Origin of the sequence: Streptomyces sp. LHD-70 (genome assembly GCF_031157275.1) — a bacterium.
In the GTDB taxonomy this organism is placed as follows: Bacteria; Actinomycetota; Actinomycetes; order Streptomycetales; family Streptomycetaceae; genus Streptomyces.
Map to the genome: position 1 here is coordinate 649,730 of NZ_JAVIFW010000002.1, position 18,762 is coordinate 668,491.

The 18,762-nt window shown below is 70.4% G+C and carries 24 protein-coding genes and 1 pseudogene; 7 read left to right on the plus strand and 18 right to left on the minus strand.

Features of this window, described 5'->3' with window-relative positions; all coding sequences use genetic code 11:
* Positions 1-134: 134 nt before the first annotated feature.
* The 4 genes from RCO28_RS07905 to RCO28_RS07920 form a co-directional block, all read right to left on the minus strand.
* On the minus strand, positions 135-983 hold the full coding sequence (locus RCO28_RS07905) for an IclR family transcriptional regulator (RefSeq protein ID WP_308940244.1): 849 nt from the start codon (positions 981-983) through the stop codon (positions 135-137).
* A gap of 86 nt (positions 984-1,069) precedes the next feature.
* Positions 1,070-1,897 (minus strand): DUF6282 family protein, encoded by an 828-nt coding sequence (locus tag RCO28_RS07910; RefSeq protein WP_308940245.1) that lies wholly within the window; start codon positions 1,895-1,897, stop codon positions 1,070-1,072.
* Between the two features lie 135 nt (positions 1,898-2,032).
* Positions 2,033-2,863 (minus strand): nitrilase-related carbon-nitrogen hydrolase, encoded by an 831-nt coding sequence (locus RCO28_RS07915; protein ID WP_308940246.1) that lies wholly within the window; start codon positions 2,861-2,863, stop codon positions 2,033-2,035.
* A gap of 109 nt (positions 2,864-2,972) precedes the next feature.
* Positions 2,973-4,943, minus strand: coding sequence for a heavy metal translocating P-type ATPase (locus RCO28_RS07920; RefSeq protein ID WP_308940247.1), 1,971 nt, complete (start codon positions 4,941-4,943; stop codon positions 2,973-2,975).
* A gap of 114 nt (positions 4,944-5,057) precedes the next feature.
* Here RCO28_RS07920 and RCO28_RS07925 point away from each other — a divergent pair, with 114 nt between their 5' ends.
* The gene (locus RCO28_RS07925) at positions 5,058-5,411 is read left to right on the plus strand and encodes a metalloregulator ArsR/SmtB family transcription factor (RefSeq protein ID WP_308940248.1); all 354 of its coding nucleotides are present in this window, start codon (positions 5,058-5,060) and stop codon (positions 5,409-5,411) included.
* Between the two features lie 139 nt (positions 5,412-5,550).
* A pseudogene (locus RCO28_RS07930) lies at positions 5,551-5,709 on the plus strand (aldo/keto reductase); the annotation flags it as partial.
* Between the two features lie 197 nt (positions 5,710-5,906).
* On the opposite strand, the gene RCO28_RS07935 reads toward RCO28_RS07930, so the two are convergent.
* Both RCO28_RS07935 and RCO28_RS07940 read right to left on the minus strand, forming a co-directional pair.
* On the minus strand, positions 5,907-6,479 hold the full coding sequence (locus tag RCO28_RS07935) for a Uma2 family endonuclease (RefSeq protein ID WP_308940249.1): 573 nt from the start codon (positions 6,477-6,479) through the stop codon (positions 5,907-5,909).
* A gap of 123 nt (positions 6,480-6,602) precedes the next feature.
* Positions 6,603-6,911 carry a hypothetical protein gene (locus RCO28_RS07940; RefSeq protein ID WP_308940250.1) on the minus strand — a complete coding sequence of 103 codons (309 nt, stop codon included), beginning with the start codon at positions 6,909-6,911 and terminating at the stop codon, positions 6,603-6,605.
* A gap of 124 nt (positions 6,912-7,035) precedes the next feature.
* Between RCO28_RS07940 and RCO28_RS07945 the strand changes: the two genes are divergently transcribed.
* From RCO28_RS07945 to RCO28_RS07955, 3 genes are read left to right on the plus strand one after another with little or no spacing between them, the layout of a single operon-like run.
* On the plus strand, positions 7,036-7,353 hold the full coding sequence (locus RCO28_RS07945; RefSeq protein ID WP_308940251.1) for a type VII secretion target: 318 nt from the start codon (positions 7,036-7,038) through the stop codon (positions 7,351-7,353).
* A gap of 51 nt (positions 7,354-7,404) precedes the next feature.
* Positions 7,405-8,160, plus strand: a complete 756-nt coding sequence (locus tag RCO28_RS07950) for a hypothetical protein (RefSeq protein WP_308940252.1) — start codon at positions 7,405-7,407, stop codon at positions 8,158-8,160.
* 37 nt (positions 8,161-8,197) lie between these two features.
* Positions 8,198-8,581 (plus strand): hypothetical protein, encoded by a 384-nt coding sequence (locus RCO28_RS07955; RefSeq protein ID WP_308940253.1) that lies wholly within the window; start codon positions 8,198-8,200, stop codon positions 8,579-8,581.
* 62 nt (positions 8,582-8,643) lie between these two features.
* Here RCO28_RS07955 and RCO28_RS07960 read toward each other — a convergent pair whose 3' ends face one another.
* Genes RCO28_RS07960 through RCO28_RS07970 form a run of 3 tightly spaced genes read right to left on the minus strand, consistent with a single transcriptional unit; the run spans position 8,644 to position 9,699 of the window.
* Entirely contained in the window at positions 8,644-8,985 is a 342-nt protein-coding gene (locus RCO28_RS07960; protein WP_308940254.1) for a helix-turn-helix domain-containing protein, read from the minus strand.
* The gene (locus RCO28_RS07965) at positions 8,982-9,239 is read right to left on the minus strand and encodes a type II toxin-antitoxin system RelE/ParE family toxin (protein WP_374991111.1); all 258 of its coding nucleotides are present in this window, start codon (positions 9,237-9,239) and stop codon (positions 8,982-8,984) included. The genes RCO28_RS07960 and RCO28_RS07965 overlap by 4 nt, the downstream gene beginning before the upstream one ends.
* Positions 9,240-9,264: 25 nt before the next feature.
* Positions 9,265-9,699, minus strand: coding sequence for an ATP-binding protein (locus RCO28_RS07970; RefSeq protein ID WP_308940255.1), 435 nt, complete (start codon positions 9,697-9,699; stop codon positions 9,265-9,267).
* A 175-nt stretch (positions 9,700-9,874) separates the two neighbouring features.
* Here RCO28_RS07970 and RCO28_RS07975 point away from each other — a divergent pair, with 175 nt between their 5' ends.
* Positions 9,875-10,726, plus strand: coding sequence for a helix-turn-helix transcriptional regulator (locus tag RCO28_RS07975; RefSeq protein ID WP_308940256.1), 852 nt, complete (start codon positions 9,875-9,877; stop codon positions 10,724-10,726).
* A gap of 17 nt (positions 10,727-10,743) precedes the next feature.
* Complete coding sequence (locus tag RCO28_RS07980) at positions 10,744-11,070, plus strand: DUF397 domain-containing protein (protein ID WP_308940257.1); 327 nt, start codon at positions 10,744-10,746, stop codon at positions 11,068-11,070.
* Here RCO28_RS07980 and RCO28_RS07985 read toward each other — a convergent pair.
* The 9 genes from RCO28_RS07985 to RCO28_RS08025 form a co-directional block, all read right to left on the minus strand.
* Positions 11,067-11,678: an OmpA family protein gene (locus tag RCO28_RS07985; protein ID WP_308940258.1), complete on the minus strand. Its 612-nt coding sequence runs from the start codon at positions 11,676-11,678 to the stop codon at positions 11,067-11,069. The two genes, RCO28_RS07980 and RCO28_RS07985, sit on opposite strands and share 4 nt — an antisense overlap.
* A 6-nt stretch (positions 11,679-11,684) precedes the next feature.
* Entirely contained in the window at positions 11,685-12,260 is a 576-nt protein-coding gene (locus RCO28_RS07990; protein WP_308940259.1) for a hypothetical protein, read from the minus strand.
* 19 nt (positions 12,261-12,279) lie between these two features.
* Positions 12,280-12,882 carry a pilus assembly protein TadG-related protein gene (locus RCO28_RS07995; protein ID WP_308940315.1) on the minus strand — a complete coding sequence of 201 codons (603 nt, stop codon included), beginning with the start codon at positions 12,880-12,882 and terminating at the stop codon, positions 12,280-12,282.
* Positions 12,879-13,079 carry a hypothetical protein gene (locus RCO28_RS08000; RefSeq protein WP_308940316.1) on the minus strand — a complete coding sequence of 67 codons (201 nt, stop codon included), beginning with the start codon at positions 13,077-13,079 and terminating at the stop codon, positions 12,879-12,881. Before RCO28_RS08000 ends, RCO28_RS07995 begins: the two co-directional genes overlap by 4 nt.
* A gap of 237 nt (positions 13,080-13,316) precedes the next feature.
* Positions 13,317-14,207 (minus strand): DUF5936 domain-containing protein, encoded by an 891-nt coding sequence (locus RCO28_RS08005; RefSeq protein WP_308940260.1) that lies wholly within the window; start codon positions 14,205-14,207, stop codon positions 13,317-13,319.
* A 13-nt stretch (positions 14,208-14,220) separates the two neighbouring features.
* Positions 14,221-15,156: a type II secretion system F family protein gene (locus RCO28_RS08010; protein ID WP_308940261.1), complete on the minus strand. Its 936-nt coding sequence runs from the start codon at positions 15,154-15,156 to the stop codon at positions 14,221-14,223.
* Positions 15,153-16,496, minus strand: coding sequence for a CpaF family protein (locus tag RCO28_RS08015; RefSeq protein WP_308940262.1), 1,344 nt, complete (start codon positions 16,494-16,496; stop codon positions 15,153-15,155). The genes RCO28_RS08010 and RCO28_RS08015 overlap by 4 nt, the downstream gene beginning before the upstream one ends.
* A 108-nt stretch (positions 16,497-16,604) precedes the next feature.
* A complete protein-coding gene (locus tag RCO28_RS08020; RefSeq protein WP_308940263.1) occupies positions 16,605-17,000 on the minus strand; it encodes a TadE/TadG family type IV pilus assembly protein in 396 nt (131 codons plus the stop codon).
* Complete coding sequence (locus tag RCO28_RS08025) at positions 16,997-18,754, minus strand: AAA family ATPase (protein WP_308940264.1); 1,758 nt, start codon at positions 18,752-18,754, stop codon at positions 16,997-16,999. The genes RCO28_RS08020 and RCO28_RS08025 overlap by 4 nt, the downstream gene beginning before the upstream one ends.
* Positions 18,755-18,762: the final 8 nt, after the last annotated feature.

Consider the following 18,762-nt stretch of genomic DNA (forward strand, 5'->3'; position numbering starts at 1 on the left):
AGCTGGATGTGAGCGGGATGTGAGCTGGATGCGAGCTGGATCTGGGCAGGGGTGGGTAGGGCGGTGGCGTACGAAGGGGGTGCGGGCGGTCGGGCCAGGTCAGGCCGGGCCAGGTCAGGTCAGGTCAGGTCAGGTCACGTGCGTACGGGGGACAGCCCCGCGAGGGTCGGCGGCCTGGCCCCGCCGGTTCCGCCGATGCCCGCCATGGCGCGGGAGAGCTGCTCGGCGGCGGCCTGGGTGAGCCGGCCCGCGCGGTCGAGGTCCCGGCTCATGCGGTGGGCGGGCGCCGAGACGTTCACCGCCGCGACGACCCGGCCCCGGAAGTCGCGCACCGGGGCGGCGGCCGCGACGAGTCCGGCCTCGAACTCCTCGTCCACCAGGGCGTATCCGGCCTTCCTCGCCTGGTCGACGCGGGCGATCAGGTCGTCGGCGTCACGGGGTGCCCGCGACGCTCCCGGTGCGTCCGCGCCGTACGAGCCGGGTCCGAAGGACAGGTCCGCGCACAGCAGCCGGATCTCGTCGGGCGAGTGGTCGAAGAGCAGGGCGCGGCCGGACGAGGTGGAGTGCAGGGGGGTGACCCGGCCCACCCAGCCGGTCGCCTGGATGGCGCGCATGGGGCTCTCGGAGAGGACGGTCAGGACTCCGTCGCCGCAGAGCACGGTCACGTGGACGCGCTCCTTGAGCACGGAGACGAGCCGCTTCAGGACGGCCGGTCCCTCGGCGAGGAGCCGGGGCCGGCCCGCGTTGGCGGCGAGGGTGAACATCCGCCAGCCGAGCCGGTAGACGAGGGAGTGCGGGTCGCGCTCCACCAGTCCGGTCTGCTCCATCGACTTGAGGGCCCGGGACACCTGGCTCTTCTCCTTGCCCACCCGGCGGGCGATCTCGACGACCCCGAGTCCGCCCTGCTCGGCCGCCTCGTCGGACCCCAGCACCGTCAGGATGGCGACGGTGCGGTGGAGCCCGGACGATCCCTCAACTGTCATGGCTGGATCATGTCCGTGGCGCTTCATCGAGGACAACCCTTGTTGTCGTGTGAGCAACTTCATCCCGCGGCTGCCGTGGGCCCGCATCAGGGCGTCACCAGTGCCTCGGGGATCTCTCCCGCGCAGGCGGTCAGGGCGCCGCGGTCGAGGCCCTCGGCGGCAAGCGTGCCGATCAGCAGCCGCAGGGCCTCCGGCGGCGGGGGCGAGTCCGGCTGGCCCGCGTCGGAGGACAGCGCGATGCGGTCGAGTCCGACGGTGCGCGCGAAGTGGGCGAGGCGGGCGGGCGTCATGCCGGGCTGGTGCAGGAGCTGGTAGGTGGTGATCTCGGCGACGGCACCCTGGGCCGTCAGTGCGGCGGCGAGCTCCGCGTCCATGCCGGGCACGGTGTACGAGGGGTGGGTGAGGAGGATCCGGCGGACCCCGGCGGCCCGCGCCTCGGCCACCAGCCACCGGCACTCCTCGGCGGACAGGTGCCCGGTGGCGAGGACCGCGTCGGCCTCGGCGACCATGCGGCACACGGCGCGCGCGGCCTCGCCGGTGGCCGGGTCGACCGGCGGTACGGCGTAGGTGTGCGGGGAGAGTCCGGTGCGCAGTCCGCAGAGCCGGGGCAGTCCGGCGGTCTGCTGGGTGTGGGCGTCCGCCGTCGGCATCCACACGACGCGCGCCCCGGCGTCGAGGGCGGCGGCCACGGCGGCCGGGTTGACGCCCCCGGCGTGCTGGTTGAGGGCGATGCCGCCGTAGACCTTCAGGGGTGCGGCGCGGGCGGCGGCGGCCGCCCGGCCGACGGTCGACTCGTAGTGGGCCTTGAGCACGCAGCCGGTGAACCCGGCTGCGGCGTACGCGGAGACCACGTCGTGGTCGTCGGCGAGGCGGGGGGTGACATCGGGTGCGGCGTGCACATGGAGGTCGAACACGGCGCAAGCCTGCGCCGCGGCCGACGCTCAGGACAACGGCAGTTGCTGCGTCGACAACCGCCAGTGGGCGGGGCTCAGTCCACGCCCTCGCTCATCAGCCGAGGCGGCGCTGGGAGTCCAGTCGGCTGCGCAGGCTCAGTCCACGCCCTCGCTCATCAGCCGTTGCACCTCGCGCGAGACGAGGCCGAAGCGCGGCTCCTCGATCAGCGGCATCTCCCGGCGCCGGCGGCGGACCGCGGAGATGTCGAGGTCGACCACGGTCAGCGACTCCCGGTCGCGCGGCGCCTCGGCGACGACCTCGCCCCACGGGTCGAGCACCCGCGAGCCGCCCCAGAACGTGGCCTTGCCCTCCTCGCCGACGCGGTTCACGAAGACCACCCAACACTGCTGCAGGCGGGCGATGTTGAGCAGCAGGCTCTGCCAGTACTCCGCGGTGTCGATGGCGCCGGGCGCGAGTCCGACCCCGCTGTTCGTCGGCACGAACAGCACTTCCGCGCCGTCCTGCGCGGCGAGCCAGGGCAGTACGGGCTGCCAGGCGTCGTTGCAGATCAGGGTGGCCGCGCGGGCGTGCGGGGTGTCGAAGGCGCGCAGCGCGTGGCCGGGGCTGAAGTGCTTGCGCTCCTCCCAGTCGAGGTAGTTGGGCAGGTACAGCTTGCGGTGCGTGTGCAGCGGCGTACCGGCCGACAGGTACACCGCCGAGTTGTAGCGCCGCAGCCTGCCGTCCTCGTGCAGGCCGACCAGGACGTCCGGCCCGTACCGGGACAGCTCCGCGAGCCGCGGGTCGTCGTGCGGCAGGGAGATGTCGCCGGGTACGGAGCCGAGGGCGTACCCGTGCAGGCTCAACTCGGGGAAGACCACCAGGTCCGCCTGCTGCTCGGCGGCCTCCTGGGCCATCCGCGCCGCGGTCTTCAGATTGGCGTCCAGGTCGCCAAGGACGCAGTCCGTCTGCGCCAGTGCGATGCGCACGGCCACCCACCTCGTTCTCGTCGTCGGGCTTTTTTGTCGGGGGTTCGCCCTTCTACGCGAGGACGGCCTACGTCGACAATCCCGGTTGCTGTGACGACAACGAGCCGGTCTACCAGGCCTTTTCGCGCAGCAGCCGCAGCCCGTTCAGCGCGACGAGCACCGTCGAGCCCTCGTGGCCCGCCACACCCAGGGGCAGCGGCAGATGGCCGACCAGGTCCCAGACGGTGAGGATCGCGATGCCCACCCCGGCGATCACCAGGTTCTGGGTGACCAGGCGGCGGGCGCGGCGGGACAGGCGCACCGCCCTGGGTACGGCGGCGAGTTCGTCGCGTACGACCACGGCGTCGGCCGTCTCCAGGGCGAGGTCGGAGCCCGCGCGACCCATGGCGACGCCGGTGTGGGCGGCGGCGAGGGCGGGGGCGTCGTTGACTCCGTCGCCGACGACGAGCACGCTCCTGCCCGCCTCCGCCAACTCCCGTACAGCTGAGGCCTTTTCGTGCGGCAGCAGGCCCGCGCGCACATCCGCGATGCCGACCGCGGACGCCACGCCCGCCGCGGCCGCCGGGCCGTCGCCGGTGAGCAGGACCGGGGGCGTGCCGGTGAGCTCGGCCAGGTCGGCGACGGCCGCGGCGGCGTCGGGCCGCGGCCGGTCGGCGAGGGCGAGGCGGCCGGCCGGGGCGCCGTCGACCAGGACGAGGACGGTGGTGTTGCCGTCGTCGGGTTCCGCGTGCGCCGGTTCCGCGTGCGCCGGTTCCGCGTGCGCCGGGAGCAGTCGGGCGGGGGCGCCCACCTCGACCTCGCGGCCCGCGACGGTGGCGGTCACGCCGCGGCCCGGCGTCGAGGTGAAGTCGTACGCCTCCGGGAGCCGCAGGTCGCGCTCGCGGGCGGCTTCGGTGACGGCGCGGGCGATGGGGTGTTCGCTGCGGTGCTCGACGGCGGCGGCGAGGGTGAGCAACTCCCGCTCGCCGAAGCCGGGTTCGGGGCGGACGGCGACGACGCGCGGGGTGCCTTCGGTGAGGGTGCCGGTCTTGTCGTACGCGACCGTGTCGATCTCGCCGAGGCGCTCCATCGCGACGGCGGATTTCACGAGGACGCCGTGCCGGCCCGCGTTGGCGATCGCGGAGAGCAGCGGCGGCATCGTGGCGAGGACCACCGCGCACGGCGAGGCCACGATCATGAAGGTCATCGCGCGCAGGAGTGCGCTCGTGAGGTCCGCGCCGAAGGCGAGCGGGATCCCGAACACGGCGAGCGTGGCGACGACGACGGCCACGGCGTACCGCTGCTCCACCTTCTCGATGAACAGCTGCGTCGGCGCCTTCGTACGGGAGGCCTCCTCAACGAGCGTGACGATCCGGGCGAGCACGGTGTCGGACGGGTCGCGCAGCACCCGCACCCGCAGGGCGCCCGCCGGGCCGTTGACCGTACCGGCGAACACCTCGTCCCCCGGCCCCTTCGGCACGGGCAGCGACTCTCCGGTGATGGTGGCCTGGTCGACCTCGCCCGCGCCGTCGACGACCTCGCCGTCGGCGCCGATCCGCTCGCCGGGGCGGACCAGGATCTCGTCGCCGACCCTCAGCCGCCCGGCCGGGACGGTCTCCTCTGTCTCCTCCATCCCCTCCGCCTCTCCGGTGACCCGGGTGGCGGTCTCGGGTGCGAGGTCGAGGAGCCCGCGTACGGAGTCCTCGGTACGGGCGGTGGCCAGGGCCTCCAGGGCGCCGGACGTGGCGAAGATGACGATGAGCAGCGCACCGTCCATGACCTGCCCGATCGCGGCGGCACCGAGGGCCGCGACGATCATCAGGAGGTCCACGTCGAGGGTGCGCTCGCGCAGCGCGCGCAGCCCTTCGAGCGCGGGCTCCCAGCCGCCCGCGGCATAGGCGACGGCGTACAGCGGCGCCCACCACCAGGCGCTCAGGCCCGCGAGGTGCAGCGGCAGGGCGAGCAGGAACGCGACCAGGGCGGCCCCGGCCCAGCGCACCTCGGGCAGGGCGAGCAGACGGGTGCGGCGGGTGGGGGTGACGGGGTGGGCGGCGGATACGGCCGGTACGTCGACCGTCGATTCCCGTACGGACGCGGGCATGACGAAGGAGCCCCTCAGCTTGGCGGCGAGCAGGATGCTTCCACCATACCCGCATACATGAACAGCTCTTCATTCATTTGGGGGTGGTGGGTGGCGGCTCGCTACGATGTGCGTATGGGCCACGGAGTCGACAAGGAGCGCGCCGGCATGCGCGCACGTCTGGACACCGTCGGCGCGGCCGATGTCGCCGCGACCCTGCAGGCCCTGGCCACCCCTTCCCGGCTGCGGATCCTGGCGCGGCTGCAGGAAGGGCCGTGCGCGGTGAGCGAGTTGGCCGAGGCGGCGGAGCTGGAGCAGTCGGCGTGCTCGCACCAGCTGCGGCTGCTGCGCAACCTGGGCCTGGTCACGGGCGAACGCCGCGGCCGCTCGATCGTGTACGCGCTGCACGACCACCACGTCGCGGAACTCCTGGAACAGGCGCTGTTCCATGTCGAGCACCTGCGACTGGGGCTGCGGGACACGACGTAGCCCCCGGGGCTGCGCGATTCCGCGTGGCCTGCGGATGGCCACGGGGGCAGCCCCCGAACGCCCGGGCTTGGCCTGGAGTGGGCTCCAAGGCCTAGCGTCCGTAGGGGTCAGCGGGTCATCACGGACGAGAGGAACCACGGTGCGTTACACCCTGTTCGGCAGGACCGGTCTGCGGGTCAGTGAACTCAGCCTGGGTGCCATGACGTTCGGCGGTGATCCCGGCTTCGGTGCCGACAAGGGCACCAGCGCGGAGATCTTCCGCGCGTACACCGACGCGGGCGGCAACTTCATCGACACACCTCGACGCGTCCGCGGTAAGCCGCCCAGACGAGGCGAGCGAGATCCCCCTCGGCTTCCCGCACGCGTTCCTGAGCGAGCCGCAGGTCGTGGGGACGGTGTACGGGGACCAGGGGGCGCGGATCGAGGACCGGAGGTCGACTTATCGGCGGACGCGGACGGAGGTGCTGTAGGACCGGCAGTCGGGGGCTGCGGGGCTCAGGGTGTGAGGCTCCCCAGGTCGATGTCCATCACGAACGGCACTGTCGTCTTGAGTCGGCCTCGGTGGATGCCCGTCGGGACGTAGGAGTGCGTGACCTGGTCGAGCTCGTAGACGTGCACGGCCGGCTCGCCGTCCTCGTCCTCCACGCGCCAGAAGTGCGGGATCCCGGCCTGGGCGTACTTGAACGGCTTGGTGTTGCGGTCGCGGTCGGCGGACTCCTCGGAGACGACCTCCACCACGAGTGCGACCTCCTCCGGGAGGTAGCTCGTCCGGTCCGGTTCGTAAGCCGCGGCGGCGACCAGGACGTCGGGTTCGGGTCGGCTCTTCTTGTCCAGGCGGATGGTCATCTCCCGCGCCGTATCGAAGCCGTCGGGAGCGGCCTGGCGCAGGGCGAAGGTCAGGTTCTCCACGAGGCGGGCGTGCCAGGACCGCTGCGGGGACATCATGAAGATCAACGCTCCGTCGATGAGTTCAGTGTGCCGGGGCGCCTGGGGAAGGTGGTCGAGGTCGTCCGCTTCCCATCCGCTCGGGCGGGGGGGATACATCCAGTCGGGCAATTCTGCGGTCATGGTCTCCTCCTCCGACTACTCTAGGCGGCCGACGTCCGCCCCGTCCCGCCTCGAAGGACGAAGCCGACCCGCACCGCCGCGCCGTAGCCGAGTCATGCCGTCACCGGGTCACGTCGTCACCGCTCACGCCGTGAGGCCCTGAAGGATCCCCGTGAGCGCGCCGCCGCCCAGGACGCAGACGAACGCCAGGGCCATCAGCTTCCGGCTGCGCGCACGGTGCGCCCGTACCGCCGCGAGGATCGCGAGAGCGCCGACGACCACGGGCGCCAGTCCGGCGAGGCGCGACCCGGTCGAACCGCCCGGCGAAAAGAGCATCGCAATTCCGGCAAAAGCCAGCAATCCCCCGATGCCGCCCGCAAGCATCGCCATTCGATTCCAAATGCGATCCCAAACTTGTGCCCGCGAGTTGTCGCCCATATCGTTCATCAGCATGCTCGGCAGGCTACGTGATTTCACGTGATCAACAAAGGCCGGGGAAATGCATTCAAGATCAAGAATGCACGCAGTAATCACGCGCGGGGCAGTAATCACTTGCGAGAAGGGCGAGCGAGGCGACGTGACGGATTTCAAGGTCAAGCCTGACGACATCGGCAGCTACTCGACCCAGATCGGCCGCGCCGCGGACGACGTGCAGGCCGCGAAGAAGTACGTCAACTCCCACACCGAGGTCGGCTGGTACGACAACGGCCTGATCAGCAACCTCGCCAACTCCCACGACAGCCTGGTCACCCAGCTGGGCGAGGCGCTCACCAAGACCGAGTCGATCCTGCGCGCCTGCCAGACCGAACTCACCGCGGTCTCCCGTTACTACGACGAGACCGACCGGGGAAACGCGTCCGACCTCGACGCCAAGTACCCAGAAAGCAAGCGGTAGTTCGAGGCGCCGCCCCGCACTGCACCATAATTTCCCAGGAGTTCGACTCGCATGTCCGGATTCAGCGATGTCTCAGAGCCTTCGAGCCATCTGACCGCCCCGAACGAGAGCCCCGAAGAGTTCTCCCAAGGCGTTCTGGTCGACATCTTCAATGATCTCGGCGACCTGATGAGCCCCACGTGGTACGTCACCGAGGCCATCAACCTCGTCTTCGGATTCAACCCGCTCGAAGAGGTCATCGACTGGTACAGCGGCGACTGGGAGACCTTCCTCAGGTGCGGCGAGGTGTGGACGAACGTCGGCAAGGCCTGCGACGCCGTCAGCGCCAACGTGAAGTCCGGCAACACCGCGCTCGACGGCACCTGGAACGGCAACGCCGCCGACGCCGCGTACGTCTACTTCGAGGAGCTCGCGAAGAAGCTCGGCGAGCAGAAGGCCACCCTGGACCAGCTCCAGGAGGCCTACCAGCACATGGCGCACTCCGCGTACCTCAGCGCCGAGGGCGTGAAGGGCATCCTGTCCGGGATCATCGACGGTCTCCTTATCGTCGGCCTGGAGATCGCGGCCGGCACGGCCCTGTCCTGGACGGGCGTCGGCGCCGTCGTCGGCTGCGGCCTCGCCGCCCTGGAGATCGCCAACATCCTGCGCCAGTGGAGCACCGCCACCGAGGCCATCACGCAGGCCCAGCAGCTCGCCCAGCTCACCGCGAGCGCGGTCGAGAACCTCGCCAACGACCTCGGCAACTCCTTCAAGAACTTCCCCACGCCCGGCTCGGCGTACGACCACCCGAACAAGGCGATCGCCTGAACTCGCGCACCAGCGCGGACAGTTGGAGCTGAACACCATGGCCGAAGACCGCCAGGACCGCCAGATCGGCGACGCCGACCTCACCTCGATGACCGGCGGCGACGAGGCCCGCGCCCGCGCCCTGCGCAAGACGCTGCAGCGCCTCGCCGACAGCGACAAGGCCGGCCCCGCCCTCCAGGAGATGGCCCGCGAGGTCCTCTCCGGCCGGGTCGGGCTGCGCGAGGCGATGCGTGTGGGCGCGTACGCCGACGCGCTCGGCGAGAAGCTGGCCGAGGGCCGCCGCGCGTACGAGGCGATCCCCCGCGAGGAGCGCGAGCGCCAGATGGAGGCGGCCCGCGGCTACCTCGCCCAGCAGCGCGCGGAGATCGACCGCGAGCGGTCGGAGGCGGCGGTGCGGCGGGGGCAGAAGCACAACCGGTGACGGCCGTCGCAGCCGTGCCGGGGCCTGGTCGGAGCCCGAACGGCGACCGTGGCACCTCGCCCTCAGCCGAGGACCAGCGACTCGTCCCCGAAGTCGGCGACGATCGTGAGGCGTCCGCCGAGGGCGGCCACATAGGCGGCGAGGGTCTCGACCTCGGTCCGAGTGACCGCCCCCTTCTCGATCTGCGAGACCCGCCCCTGGGTGACACCGAGCACCTCGGCCAAGGCGGCCTGGGTCATGTGCTGCCGCTTGCGGACTTCGGCCAGCCGGTGGGCGCGTACCTCGGCGAGCATGTCCGCCGCCTGCTTCTCAACGCTCACCTGCTCGTCCGGAGTGAAGTCGAGCTCGCCCCTGAGTTCGCTCCAGTCCGCCGATTCAGCCTTCTTCGGCTTGAGAGTGCTCACGATTCCTCCTCCAGATACGCCTGATAGGCAGCTTCGGCTTCCTTGATGGCCGTCCGGTACCAGCCGCTCCAATTCCCGGATTTGTCACCTCCGACGAGCACCACGGCGTTGCGTGCGGGATCGAAGGCGAAGAGCAGGCGCACCTCGGTGCTGCCCTTGGAGCCCGGACGTAACTCCTTCAGGTTGGGGAGGTTCGATCCAGCAACCCGATCGACCAGCGGACGCCCCAGGGCCGGACCCTCGACCTGGAGCACGTCGAGCGTACTTCTGCCGTGTCGCTCACGTCGGCCTCCCGCACTCGGCCCACAGCAACTTCCCCGCCCCGCCGCCCATACCGTCCCCGAGCTCGTACGCGCCCCACCGCTCGGCGCACGTCCCGACGAGGAAGAGGCCCCTGCCGGTCTCGTCCGTGTCGGGGACGGCTACGGGGATGCGCTGGTCGCGGAAGGGGGCGGGGATCTCGGGGTTGGTGTCCCAGACGCTGACCCGCAGCCGACCGGGGGTCATCTCGCGCAGGCGCAGGGTGTACGTGCCCAGGGAGTGCAGGTAGGCGTTGGTGACCATCTCGCTGGCCAACAGCTCGGCGCTGTCGGCCAGTTCGGCCATACCGTGTGAGTCGAGGACGGCACGGAGGGTCGTACGGGCTACGCCTGGGGCGCGGGGATCACGTGGGAGTTGGAGGGTGTAGGCCCAGGGTGGGGTTACGGTTTCCATCGGAAGTCTCCGCTCAGGTAAGGGAGTTGGATGTGCCACTGGTGGCCTGCCCCGCCGTCGCGGGGTGCACTTCCAGGTCGGCAACCACCTACGAAGGTAGCGGGACCGCTTAAGCTATGACCCGGAGTTCGACAAATCCCTAACCCTTCCACTCGTGTGGGTGACAAGGAGCACGATGCCGCTGCGGAGCAACCCGACGGGCCGACAGCTACGGCTGGGCAGCGAACTGCGCAGAATGCGTGAGCGCGCCGGACTGACCTCCACAGAAGCCGCTCAGATCCTCGGCATCAAGCAGAACCAGGTCAGCAACATCGAGGCAGGCCGACTCGGAGTCAGCGCCGAACGCATTCGGAAACTGGCCTGTCAGTACGAGTGCGACGACAAGGCGCTGGTCAACGCGCTCACCAACATGACGAGCGACCGCCTACGCGGCTGGTGGGAGGAGTACCGGGACATCCTCCCCGCCGGACTCCTCAACCTGTCGGAGCTGGAGCACCACGGGCAGTCGCTGCGTACGGCGCACACCTCAGGCATCCCGGGTCTCCTCCAGACGCGGGATCACGCCCGCGAGGTGTTCCTCCAGGTGGTCCCGGAACTCTCGCCTCCTGAGGTGGAGCACCGCACGTCGTTCCGCATCAAGCGGCAGGCCGTCCTCTTCCAGCAGGACTGTCCCCCGTACCAGGCGGTCATCCACGAGGCGGCCCTGCACATGCGCTTCGGCGGTCGGGATGTGGCACGCGGGCAGCTCAAGCACCTGCTCAAGATGGGCGAGTACCCCAACATCTCGATCCTGGTGATCCCGTTCGATGCAGGTGGCTACCCAGGCTCTGGTCAACCCATCTACTACGTGGGCGGCCCCGTACCCCAGCTGGACACCGTCCAGCTCGACCAGTCACATGGGATCGCACTTCTCGACGCCGAGGCCCAACTCGCCAAGTACCGCACGATCCTTGACCGCCTGGCCTCGATCTCGCTGACCGAGATGGAGTCCCGGGGGCTCATCCATCACTTGATCCAGACGCGCTGAGAGGTAGTGAGTCAGCTATGACCGTCACGAACTGGCAGAAGTCGTCCTACTGCGGCGAGGGCGAATCCTGCGTACACGTCGCTTCGACAACGGCAGGATCGGTTCTCCTGACCGAGAGCGACGATCCCACCGGAGCCGTACTCACCACCACGCCCAGAGCCTTCGCCTCCCTCCTCACCCACCTGAAGGGCGACGGCCAAAGCCCCGGCATCGGCATCGCTCACGGCCCCGCCGACCAGATACGGCTGCACACCCCGGACACCGTCGTCACGACCACCCGGGACAAGTGGCACACCTTCACCCTCGGCGTACGGGCGGGCGAGTTCGACCACTTCGCCGCCTAACCGCCCTCCCCGCGCGGGAAGGACACCTCCACCCGGCGGTTCTTCTTGCGGCCCTCCTCCGAGGAGTTGGACGCGATCGGGTAGTCCTCGCTGTAGCCGCGGACCTCGAAGGTGATCTCCGGGCCCAGGTCCTTGGCGAGCTGGTCGTGCACGGCGTCCGCGCGCTCCTTGGAGAGCTTCTTGCCGTGCGCGTACGAACCCAGGTCGTCCGTGAAGCCGAAGACGCGGACCTTCGTCGAGTCCTGCGTCTTGATCTCCTCGGCGATCGCCCGGATCCGCGCGTCCGCCTCGGGGTTGAGCTTCGCGCTGTCCTTCGGGAACAGCACCTCCGCCTGCAGCGCGAACTTCACGTCCGAGTTCGTGTCCTCGCGGCGCTCGGTGCCGCCCATGTCCTCGACGACGGACTTGATGTCAAGCACCTTGGCGGGCGCGAGCTTCGCCCCGTCGGCGAGCTTCAGCCCCGGCGCGGCCGGGTCCACCTCCGGCGGCGGCTCACTGGTCACGGAGCCCGGCGGGACGCTGGGTTCCTCGTCGGCGTACGCGGGGCCGGCCAGGGCTACGACGGCCAGCGTGGTCAGGGTCGCGAGGGTGCGGCGATGGGAGGACATGGGCGGTCACTCGCCCTCGGTGATCTGGATGTCGGCGGGGGGCATGTCCGCGATCTGGAATGTGATGTCGGTGGTGGATTCGGGTGGGGCGGGGAATTGGGCGTACCAGCTCTTCTCCTCACCGGACTTGAAGGGGGTGAAGGCTGTGCAGAGACAGCGGCCTTCGGTGTCGCGGAGGATCAGGTAGCGCTTCTTGCCAGCCTTGTCGACCAGAGTGGCGCCTGCCATGGAGGCCGCGTTGCGCTGCAGCTCTTGCTCCTCACCGCGCCAGGCGTTGGCGATCCATCGCCCCGAGCTGCCGTTCTTCACCTTGCCGCTCACGGTCAGGAACCCGCCCTGGTCCCGTACTGCGGAGTTGAACGTGAGGGTGATGCCCTCGCCACCGGTGACTTCGGCGAGGACTTCGTCCTGCACCGGCTCACTCGGTTCGTCCGTCTCCTCGTTCCCCTGGCCCTTGGACGACGACGTCGACTCGCTGCTCGACCTCTTCTTGCCGTCAGCCTCGTCATCGCCGCAACCAGCCATGGTGAGGACCAGGCCGGTCGTGAGTGCTGCTGCGGTCAGAGCCCTTCGGGCCTTCATCGAGACTCCTTCGTAGACATCAGTCGGCCAGGTGGACAGCGAACAGGTCCTTGGCCTCGGGGAGTTCGACATCCCCCGGGTCCTTCGGGTCAATCTCCCAGTCCCCGCTGCCGTCACAACGGAACTTCACTTCCTTCGACGGCTCGACATCCACGTCGATGGTGCAGCGGGGTTCGATCACCGCTGTCGCTCCGGCCTTGGCGCGGATGTTTTCCGTACCGGGAATCAGAGAGTCGCCGACGGTGTAATTGGTCTCCACTCGGGCCTCGAAGGAGGGGAATCCGTTCAGAGATCCGGTGTTGAGGCTCGTGACTGTCGCGTTGTTCGCCGCCGCCAGGTCGATGGCCGCCGCCCGGCCATCACCGAGGAACTCCTCGCCGCTCAGCCAATCCTCCCAGTCTCCGGATTCGAGACCGTCCAGAAACCGGTCCGTCAGCTCGTCCCGCACTTCCTGGGCAGCAGCGAGTGCCGCCGCATCAGCAGCGGATTGTGCTCCGTTGCGTGCCACCGCCCCTTTGGCGAAGACGAAGAACAGGAACGCAACGAAAAGCAGCATCCCGACCAGCCATACGTACAGCGGAATGGCCGAGCCGCGATCATCGCCGAGGTGGGCGTGTGTCAGTCGCCGGTGATGGAGGCGACGGCGTCGTCGATCGCCGAAGAGATCGTCTCGTCCAACCCCAACCCCATAACCGCAGTAACAATCGCCGCGATCAGAATCAACAGCCCCGCATACTCGACGAACCCCGCCCCCGCGTCGGACGTCCTGCCGCGCATCCGCGCGATGACCGCGCTCTTCCAGGTGCGGATCCTCGACATGGCTTTCCCCTCCGGCCCCTCGGGCCCACTTCGCCCGTACAGGAGAAACGTACGCCGAAAACCGGCGTTTTCCAGAGGGGCCCTTGGGCCAACTCCGGTCACGGGTGTGTGCCGTTGGCTTCATCGCGGCCCCCTCCCCCGGATCCGCCTCGCAGAGACGACGCTCGGCAAGACTGTCGCACAACACGTTGCAACCGCGAAGTGGGTCCCCGGAGTTGATGCCGATTCGAGACACGCTCAGCCTCCCAGGATCGTGCCGAAGTCGGTGTCCGAGCCGAGGAACATTCCGCAAACAATCAGGATCAGCGTCGCCGGGACCATGAAGATCAGGGTGACCAACGTCGTCTTGGGTACGGTTTTGGCCGCGCGGCGGCGGGCGTTCTGGGCGTCGGTGCGGCGCATGTCGGCCGCGATCTGGATCAGCGTCTCGGCGATCGGGGCGCCGAGTTCCTCGCCCTGCTGGAGGGCCGTGACGAACTGGCTGACCTGTTCGCTGGTGTTGCGTCTGCGCAGTTCCTCGAAGGCCTGGCGGCGGGAGACGCCCATGTCCATCTGGCGGAGCGTGATGGAGAGTTCGTCCGCCCAGGGCCCTTCGTACCGGTCCGCGACCCGTTCCAGGGCCTGGCGGAAGCCGAGGCCTGCGGAGACGACGACGGCGAGTACGTCGAGAAAGTCCGGAAGTATGCGTTCGATCTGGTCCTTGCGGTCACGGACCGCCTGCCAGATCAGGGCGTCCGCGGCGAACAGGCCGAAGGCGAGCGCGCAGAAGCCGAGGAGCGGCACCCCGTTCACGAAGAGCGAGAACGCGCAGACCGCGCCGAAGATCCCGTAGACGGCGCGGCGGGCCGCGTACCGGTCGACCGTCAGGCCGTTCGGGTTGCCCGCCTGGTCGATCTTGCGGCGCTTGGTGTCGACCCGCTTGGGGCCCATGAGGCGGAGCACGGCGGGCGCGAACCGCATGCCCAGGCGGTCCACCGCCGAGTCCGCGACCGAGACCCGGGACGAGCCGACCTCGAGGGCGAGCGCCAGGTCGTCGGGGAGTTTCGTCTCCGAGCGGTACATGCGTACGCCGAGGAAGACGCCCAGGACGGACAGGGCGAACAGGCCGGCCAACAGGAGTGCCCACACGTCTACTCAGCCCTCACACTTCGATCTTGCCGAGGCGGCGGATGACGACGAACCCGGCCGCGTACAGGCCCAGGGAGACCAGGATCAGGATCTGCCCGAGCGGCGATCCGGTCACCTTGGCGAGGGCGCCGTCGTTCATGGCGTTCAGCATCAGCATGGCGCCGATGCCGAGGCACGGGATGGTGAACGCGGTGGCGTTGACCTCGGAGAGCATCGTGCGGACCTCGCGCCGGGTCTCCTTGCGCTCCTCCAGGGTCTGGGTGAGGTTGCGCAGGCTGTCGACGATGGTGCCGCCCGCCTTGTTGGAGAGGATCAGGGTGGTCACGAGGACGCTGAGTTCGCGGGAGGGCAGCCGCTCCGCCAGCTCGCCGAGCGCGTCGTCGATGGAGCGGCCCACCGCCAGCTGGTTGGAGACGACCGTCAGCTCCTCGCCCGCCGGGGCCTCCAGCTCCTCCGCGGCCATGGCGAGCGAGGTGCGCAGGGCCAGGCCCGCCGAGGTGCCGTTGGCGAGCAGCCGGGCCAGGTCGGGAAGCTGGTTGATGAAGGCCTCGATGCGCTTCTGGTGCTGCCAGTTGAGGAACGCGTTGGCCCCGGCCACGGCCGCCACCGCGGCGATCGGGCCGAAGAACGGGGCCAGGAGCGCGCCCGCGATCAGCCAGAGCGCGATCGCTCCGGCCAGGAGGTAGACGAAGAACTCGCCGGGCGTGACGTCGAGTCCGGTGGCCGACAGTCTCTGTTGGATGCGGCGGCCCACTCGGGTGCCGCGCAGCCGCCGGTCGACGGTGGTGAAGCGCCGCTGCCGGCCGAGCGGCAGCGGCCCGTCGTCGGTGAGCCGGTCGACGAGCGCCTGCCGCTGCGCCTTTCCGGAGGCGTACGCGTGGACTCCCGCGACGGCGAGCACTCCGCACAGCAGGGTGGCGCCGAGGACGAGGAGCGTGAGGCTGCTCATATGCCGCTTCCCTCCCCGGAGTTGAGTACGTCGACGCCGTCGATCACCCCGTACGAGGGCGGGATCGGCTCGGCCGCGAGGTAGAGGCGGTCGGCGACGCGGCGGGGCAGGGGCAGGTGCTCGAAGGCGCCGCGGACGATCCGGTCGGAGCCGATCGGGGCCGGGGAGAAGCGGGCCACCGGCACGGTCCTGAAGGGCTCGCGACCGTACGAGACGAGCAGCGAGATCTCGGTGATCTTGCGGGAGCCGTCGGCGAAGCGGGTCAGCTGGGCGACCACGTCGACCGCCGAGTTGATCTGGTCGCGCAGCGCATCGAACGGCACGTCCACGTTGGACATCGAGCCGAGGGTCTGCAGCCGCATCAGGGCGTCCGCGGCGGAGTTGGCGTGCACGGTGGCGAGGGAGCCGTCGTGTCCGGTGGACATGGCCTGGAGCATGTCGAGGGTCTCGCCGCCGCGGACCTCGCCGACGATGATCCGGTCGGGCCGCATGCGCAGGCTGTTGCGGACCAGGTCGCGGATGGTGATCTGGCCCTTGCCCTCGACGTTCGGCGGGCGGGATTCGAGGCTGATGACGTGGGCCTGCTGGAGCCTGAGTTCCGCCGAGTCCTCGATGGTGATGATGCGTTCGTGCTCGGGGATCAGCGCCGAGAGGGCGTTGAGGAGCGTGGTCTTGCCGGTGCCCGTGCCGCCCGCGACGATCACGTTGAAGCGGGCCCGTACGAAACTGCTCAGCAGCATCAGCATCTGCTGGTCGAGGGTGCCGAGGTCGATCAGCTCGCTGAGCTTGTACGCGCGGGGGAAGCGGCGGATCGTCAGGGTGGGGCCGGTCAGGCTGAGCGGCGGGATGATCACGTTGACGCGCTCGCCGGAGGGCAGGCGGGCGTCGACCATCGGCGTGGACTCGTCCACGCGGCGGTTCACGGTGGAGACGATCCGCTCGATGGTCTGCATCAGCTGCTCCTGCGAGGCGAAGCGGAGCGGGAGTTGCTCGACCCGGCCGGAGCGCTCGACGAAGATCGCGTCGGGGCCGTTGACCATGATCTCGGTGATCGAGGCGTCCTCCAGGAGCGGTTCGAGCACGCCGAGCCCGAGCGCCTCGTCGACGACCCGGCGGATCAGCTGGGAGCGCTGCACGGTCGACAGGACCGGGCCCTCGCGGCTGATGATGTGGCCGAGTACGCGCTCCAGGCGGGCGCGGCGCTCGGCGGCGGCGAGGCCCGACATCTCGGCGAGGTCGATCTCCTCCAGGAGCTTCGACCGGTACGCGGCGACGATGTGGTCGTCCTCGTGGCCGGGCCCGACCTCCTCGGGCGGGGCCATACGGGACCTCAGGCTCATCGCGTACTCACTCCTCTCGCTCCTCGCTCACTGCTGCTCAGTCCTCGCTCACTGTTCAGTCCTCGCTCACTGCTGCTCAGTCCTCGCTCACGGCGGCTCAGTCCTCGTTCAGTCCTCGTCGGCGGGCATGGTCACGGTGCGGGTCGCGGTCCAGCCCAGGTCGACGAACGGGATCAGGGTCGGGATGTCCACGGTCACCTCGGCGGTCACGAGCTCGGCTCCGCCCACGGCGACCTGCGGCTCGTACCAGGCGCTCATCGCGGCATCCGCGGCGCTCTGCCCGGCGCCGGGCTCCAGGGACTCGGCGCGCGCGGCGGCCCGTGCGCCGGATCCGGCCTGCTGGAACGAGTAGCCGACCAGGCCGAGTTGGATCACCGCGAGGCCGACGAGCAGCAGGGTGGGCAGGAAGCCGGTGAATTCGAGGAGGATCGAGCCGCGGTCGTCGCGGGCCCGTTCCCGTACGGCCGACGGGAGCCGCCCTCGTATCGCTGGGAGGGTTCTCACTCCGCTCCCTCCTGCGCCGCCCCCGCGTCCCCGCTCACGTGCCAGCCGGCGTCGAAGCCGGGGAGGAACAGCGGGACGTCGACCTCGACATGGGCCTGGTAGACGCCGCCCGCCGAGCCGCAGGACGGGGTGAAGCCGCCCTCCCAGGCGCTCGGCAGGTGGGCTCGGGCGGCCTCGGCGCAGGCGCTCGCCGGGTCGTCCCCGCGTACGGCCGCGACGGCTCCGGCGCGGGCGCCCTCGTCCGCGGCGTTCCCGGCGAGGGACCAGGTGTAGCCGAAGAGGACGCACTGCCAGAGGATCGCGACGACGGCGAGGATCAGCGGGGCGAGGCCCGCGAACTCCAGGGTGGCGGCGCCCTTGTCGTCGAAGCACCGGCTGCCGTCGGAGGACCGGCTGCCGTCGGAGGACCGGCTGCCGTCGGAGGACCGGCTGCCGTCGGAGGTCCGGCTGCCGTCGGAGGAGCGGGTGCCGTTGGAGGAGCGGCTGTCGTCGGCGGTCCGGCGGCGGAACGGGCCGAGCGCGCCGCGGTCGCCCTGGAAGCGGGTCAGCGCCTTGCGGCCGGAGGACGGGCCGGGCTCGGACGCGCCCGCGAGCAGGCCGAGTTCGGCGGCGAGGCCCCACAGGGCCTGTCGTACGGTGCTGCGGCCGTCGAGGTCCTGCATCCGGCCCGCGTCGACGGCGGCCTGGAGTTCCTTGTACTGGGACGGGATGACGGTCCGGGCGACGCGGGTGCCGGTGATGCGCTCGACGAGGGGCGGCTGAATCTCAGTGAGGCGCGCGTTCCGGTTGACCACGGTGAGGGTCTCCTCGGCCTTGCGGATCTGCAGCCGGTCCCACATCCGCACCATGCGCTTCGCGGCCCGTACGGCGACGACGTCGGGGGTGACGACGAGCAGGGCGCGGTCGGCCATCTCGACGGCGGCGGCGTTGGCGCCGTTCATCTGGGTGCCGCAGTCGACGATCACGACCTCGTACCTGCCCCGCAGGGCGCCGATCACCTGGCGGGCGACCCGGTCGGTGACCTCCTCGCCGCGTTCGCCCTCGGCGGGCGCGAGCAGCAGGCCGAGTCCGGTGGGGTGGCTGAACACGGCGTCCTGGAGCACGCGGGTGCCGATCTCCCCGATCCCGGCGAGGTCGACCACGGACCGCCGGAACTGCACATCCAGGTACGAGGCGACGTCCCCGGACTGCAGGTCCAGGTCGAGCAGGGCGACGCTGCGGCCGGACGCGCGGGCGGCGAGGGCGAGTTGGACGGCGGTGAGGGTGGCGCCGACGCCGCCCTTGGCTCCGGTGACCGTGACGACGGTGCCGCCGGGGCCGCCGCTCGCCTCCTGCCCCCCGGCGAGGTGCCGCCGTACGCCGTGCGACCAGGACGCGGCGCTCTGCACGCGGGCCGCCAACTCCTCGTATCCGAGGGGTAGTCCGACGAGGCCGCGGGCGCCCGCGTCCATGGCGGCGGAGAACAGCCCGGCGCTGGCGTCGCTGGTGATGAGGACGACGCCCACGGCGGGGAAGCGGAGGGCGACCTCCCGGATGAGGTCGAGGGCGGGTACGGGGCCGATGCGCTCGTGGACCAGGACGACCTCCGGCAGCTCGTCGAGCGACTCGGCGGCGAGCTGCGCGAGGGTGTCGAGCAGCGCGGTCGAGTCGGTGACGGGCAGCGCGGGCTCCGCGTCGGGGAGCTGGCCGATCAGGGACGTCAGGGAGCGCGCGGCGTCCGCGTCCCCGATGGCCGGGAGGATTCTGGTGGTCACGGGTGCCC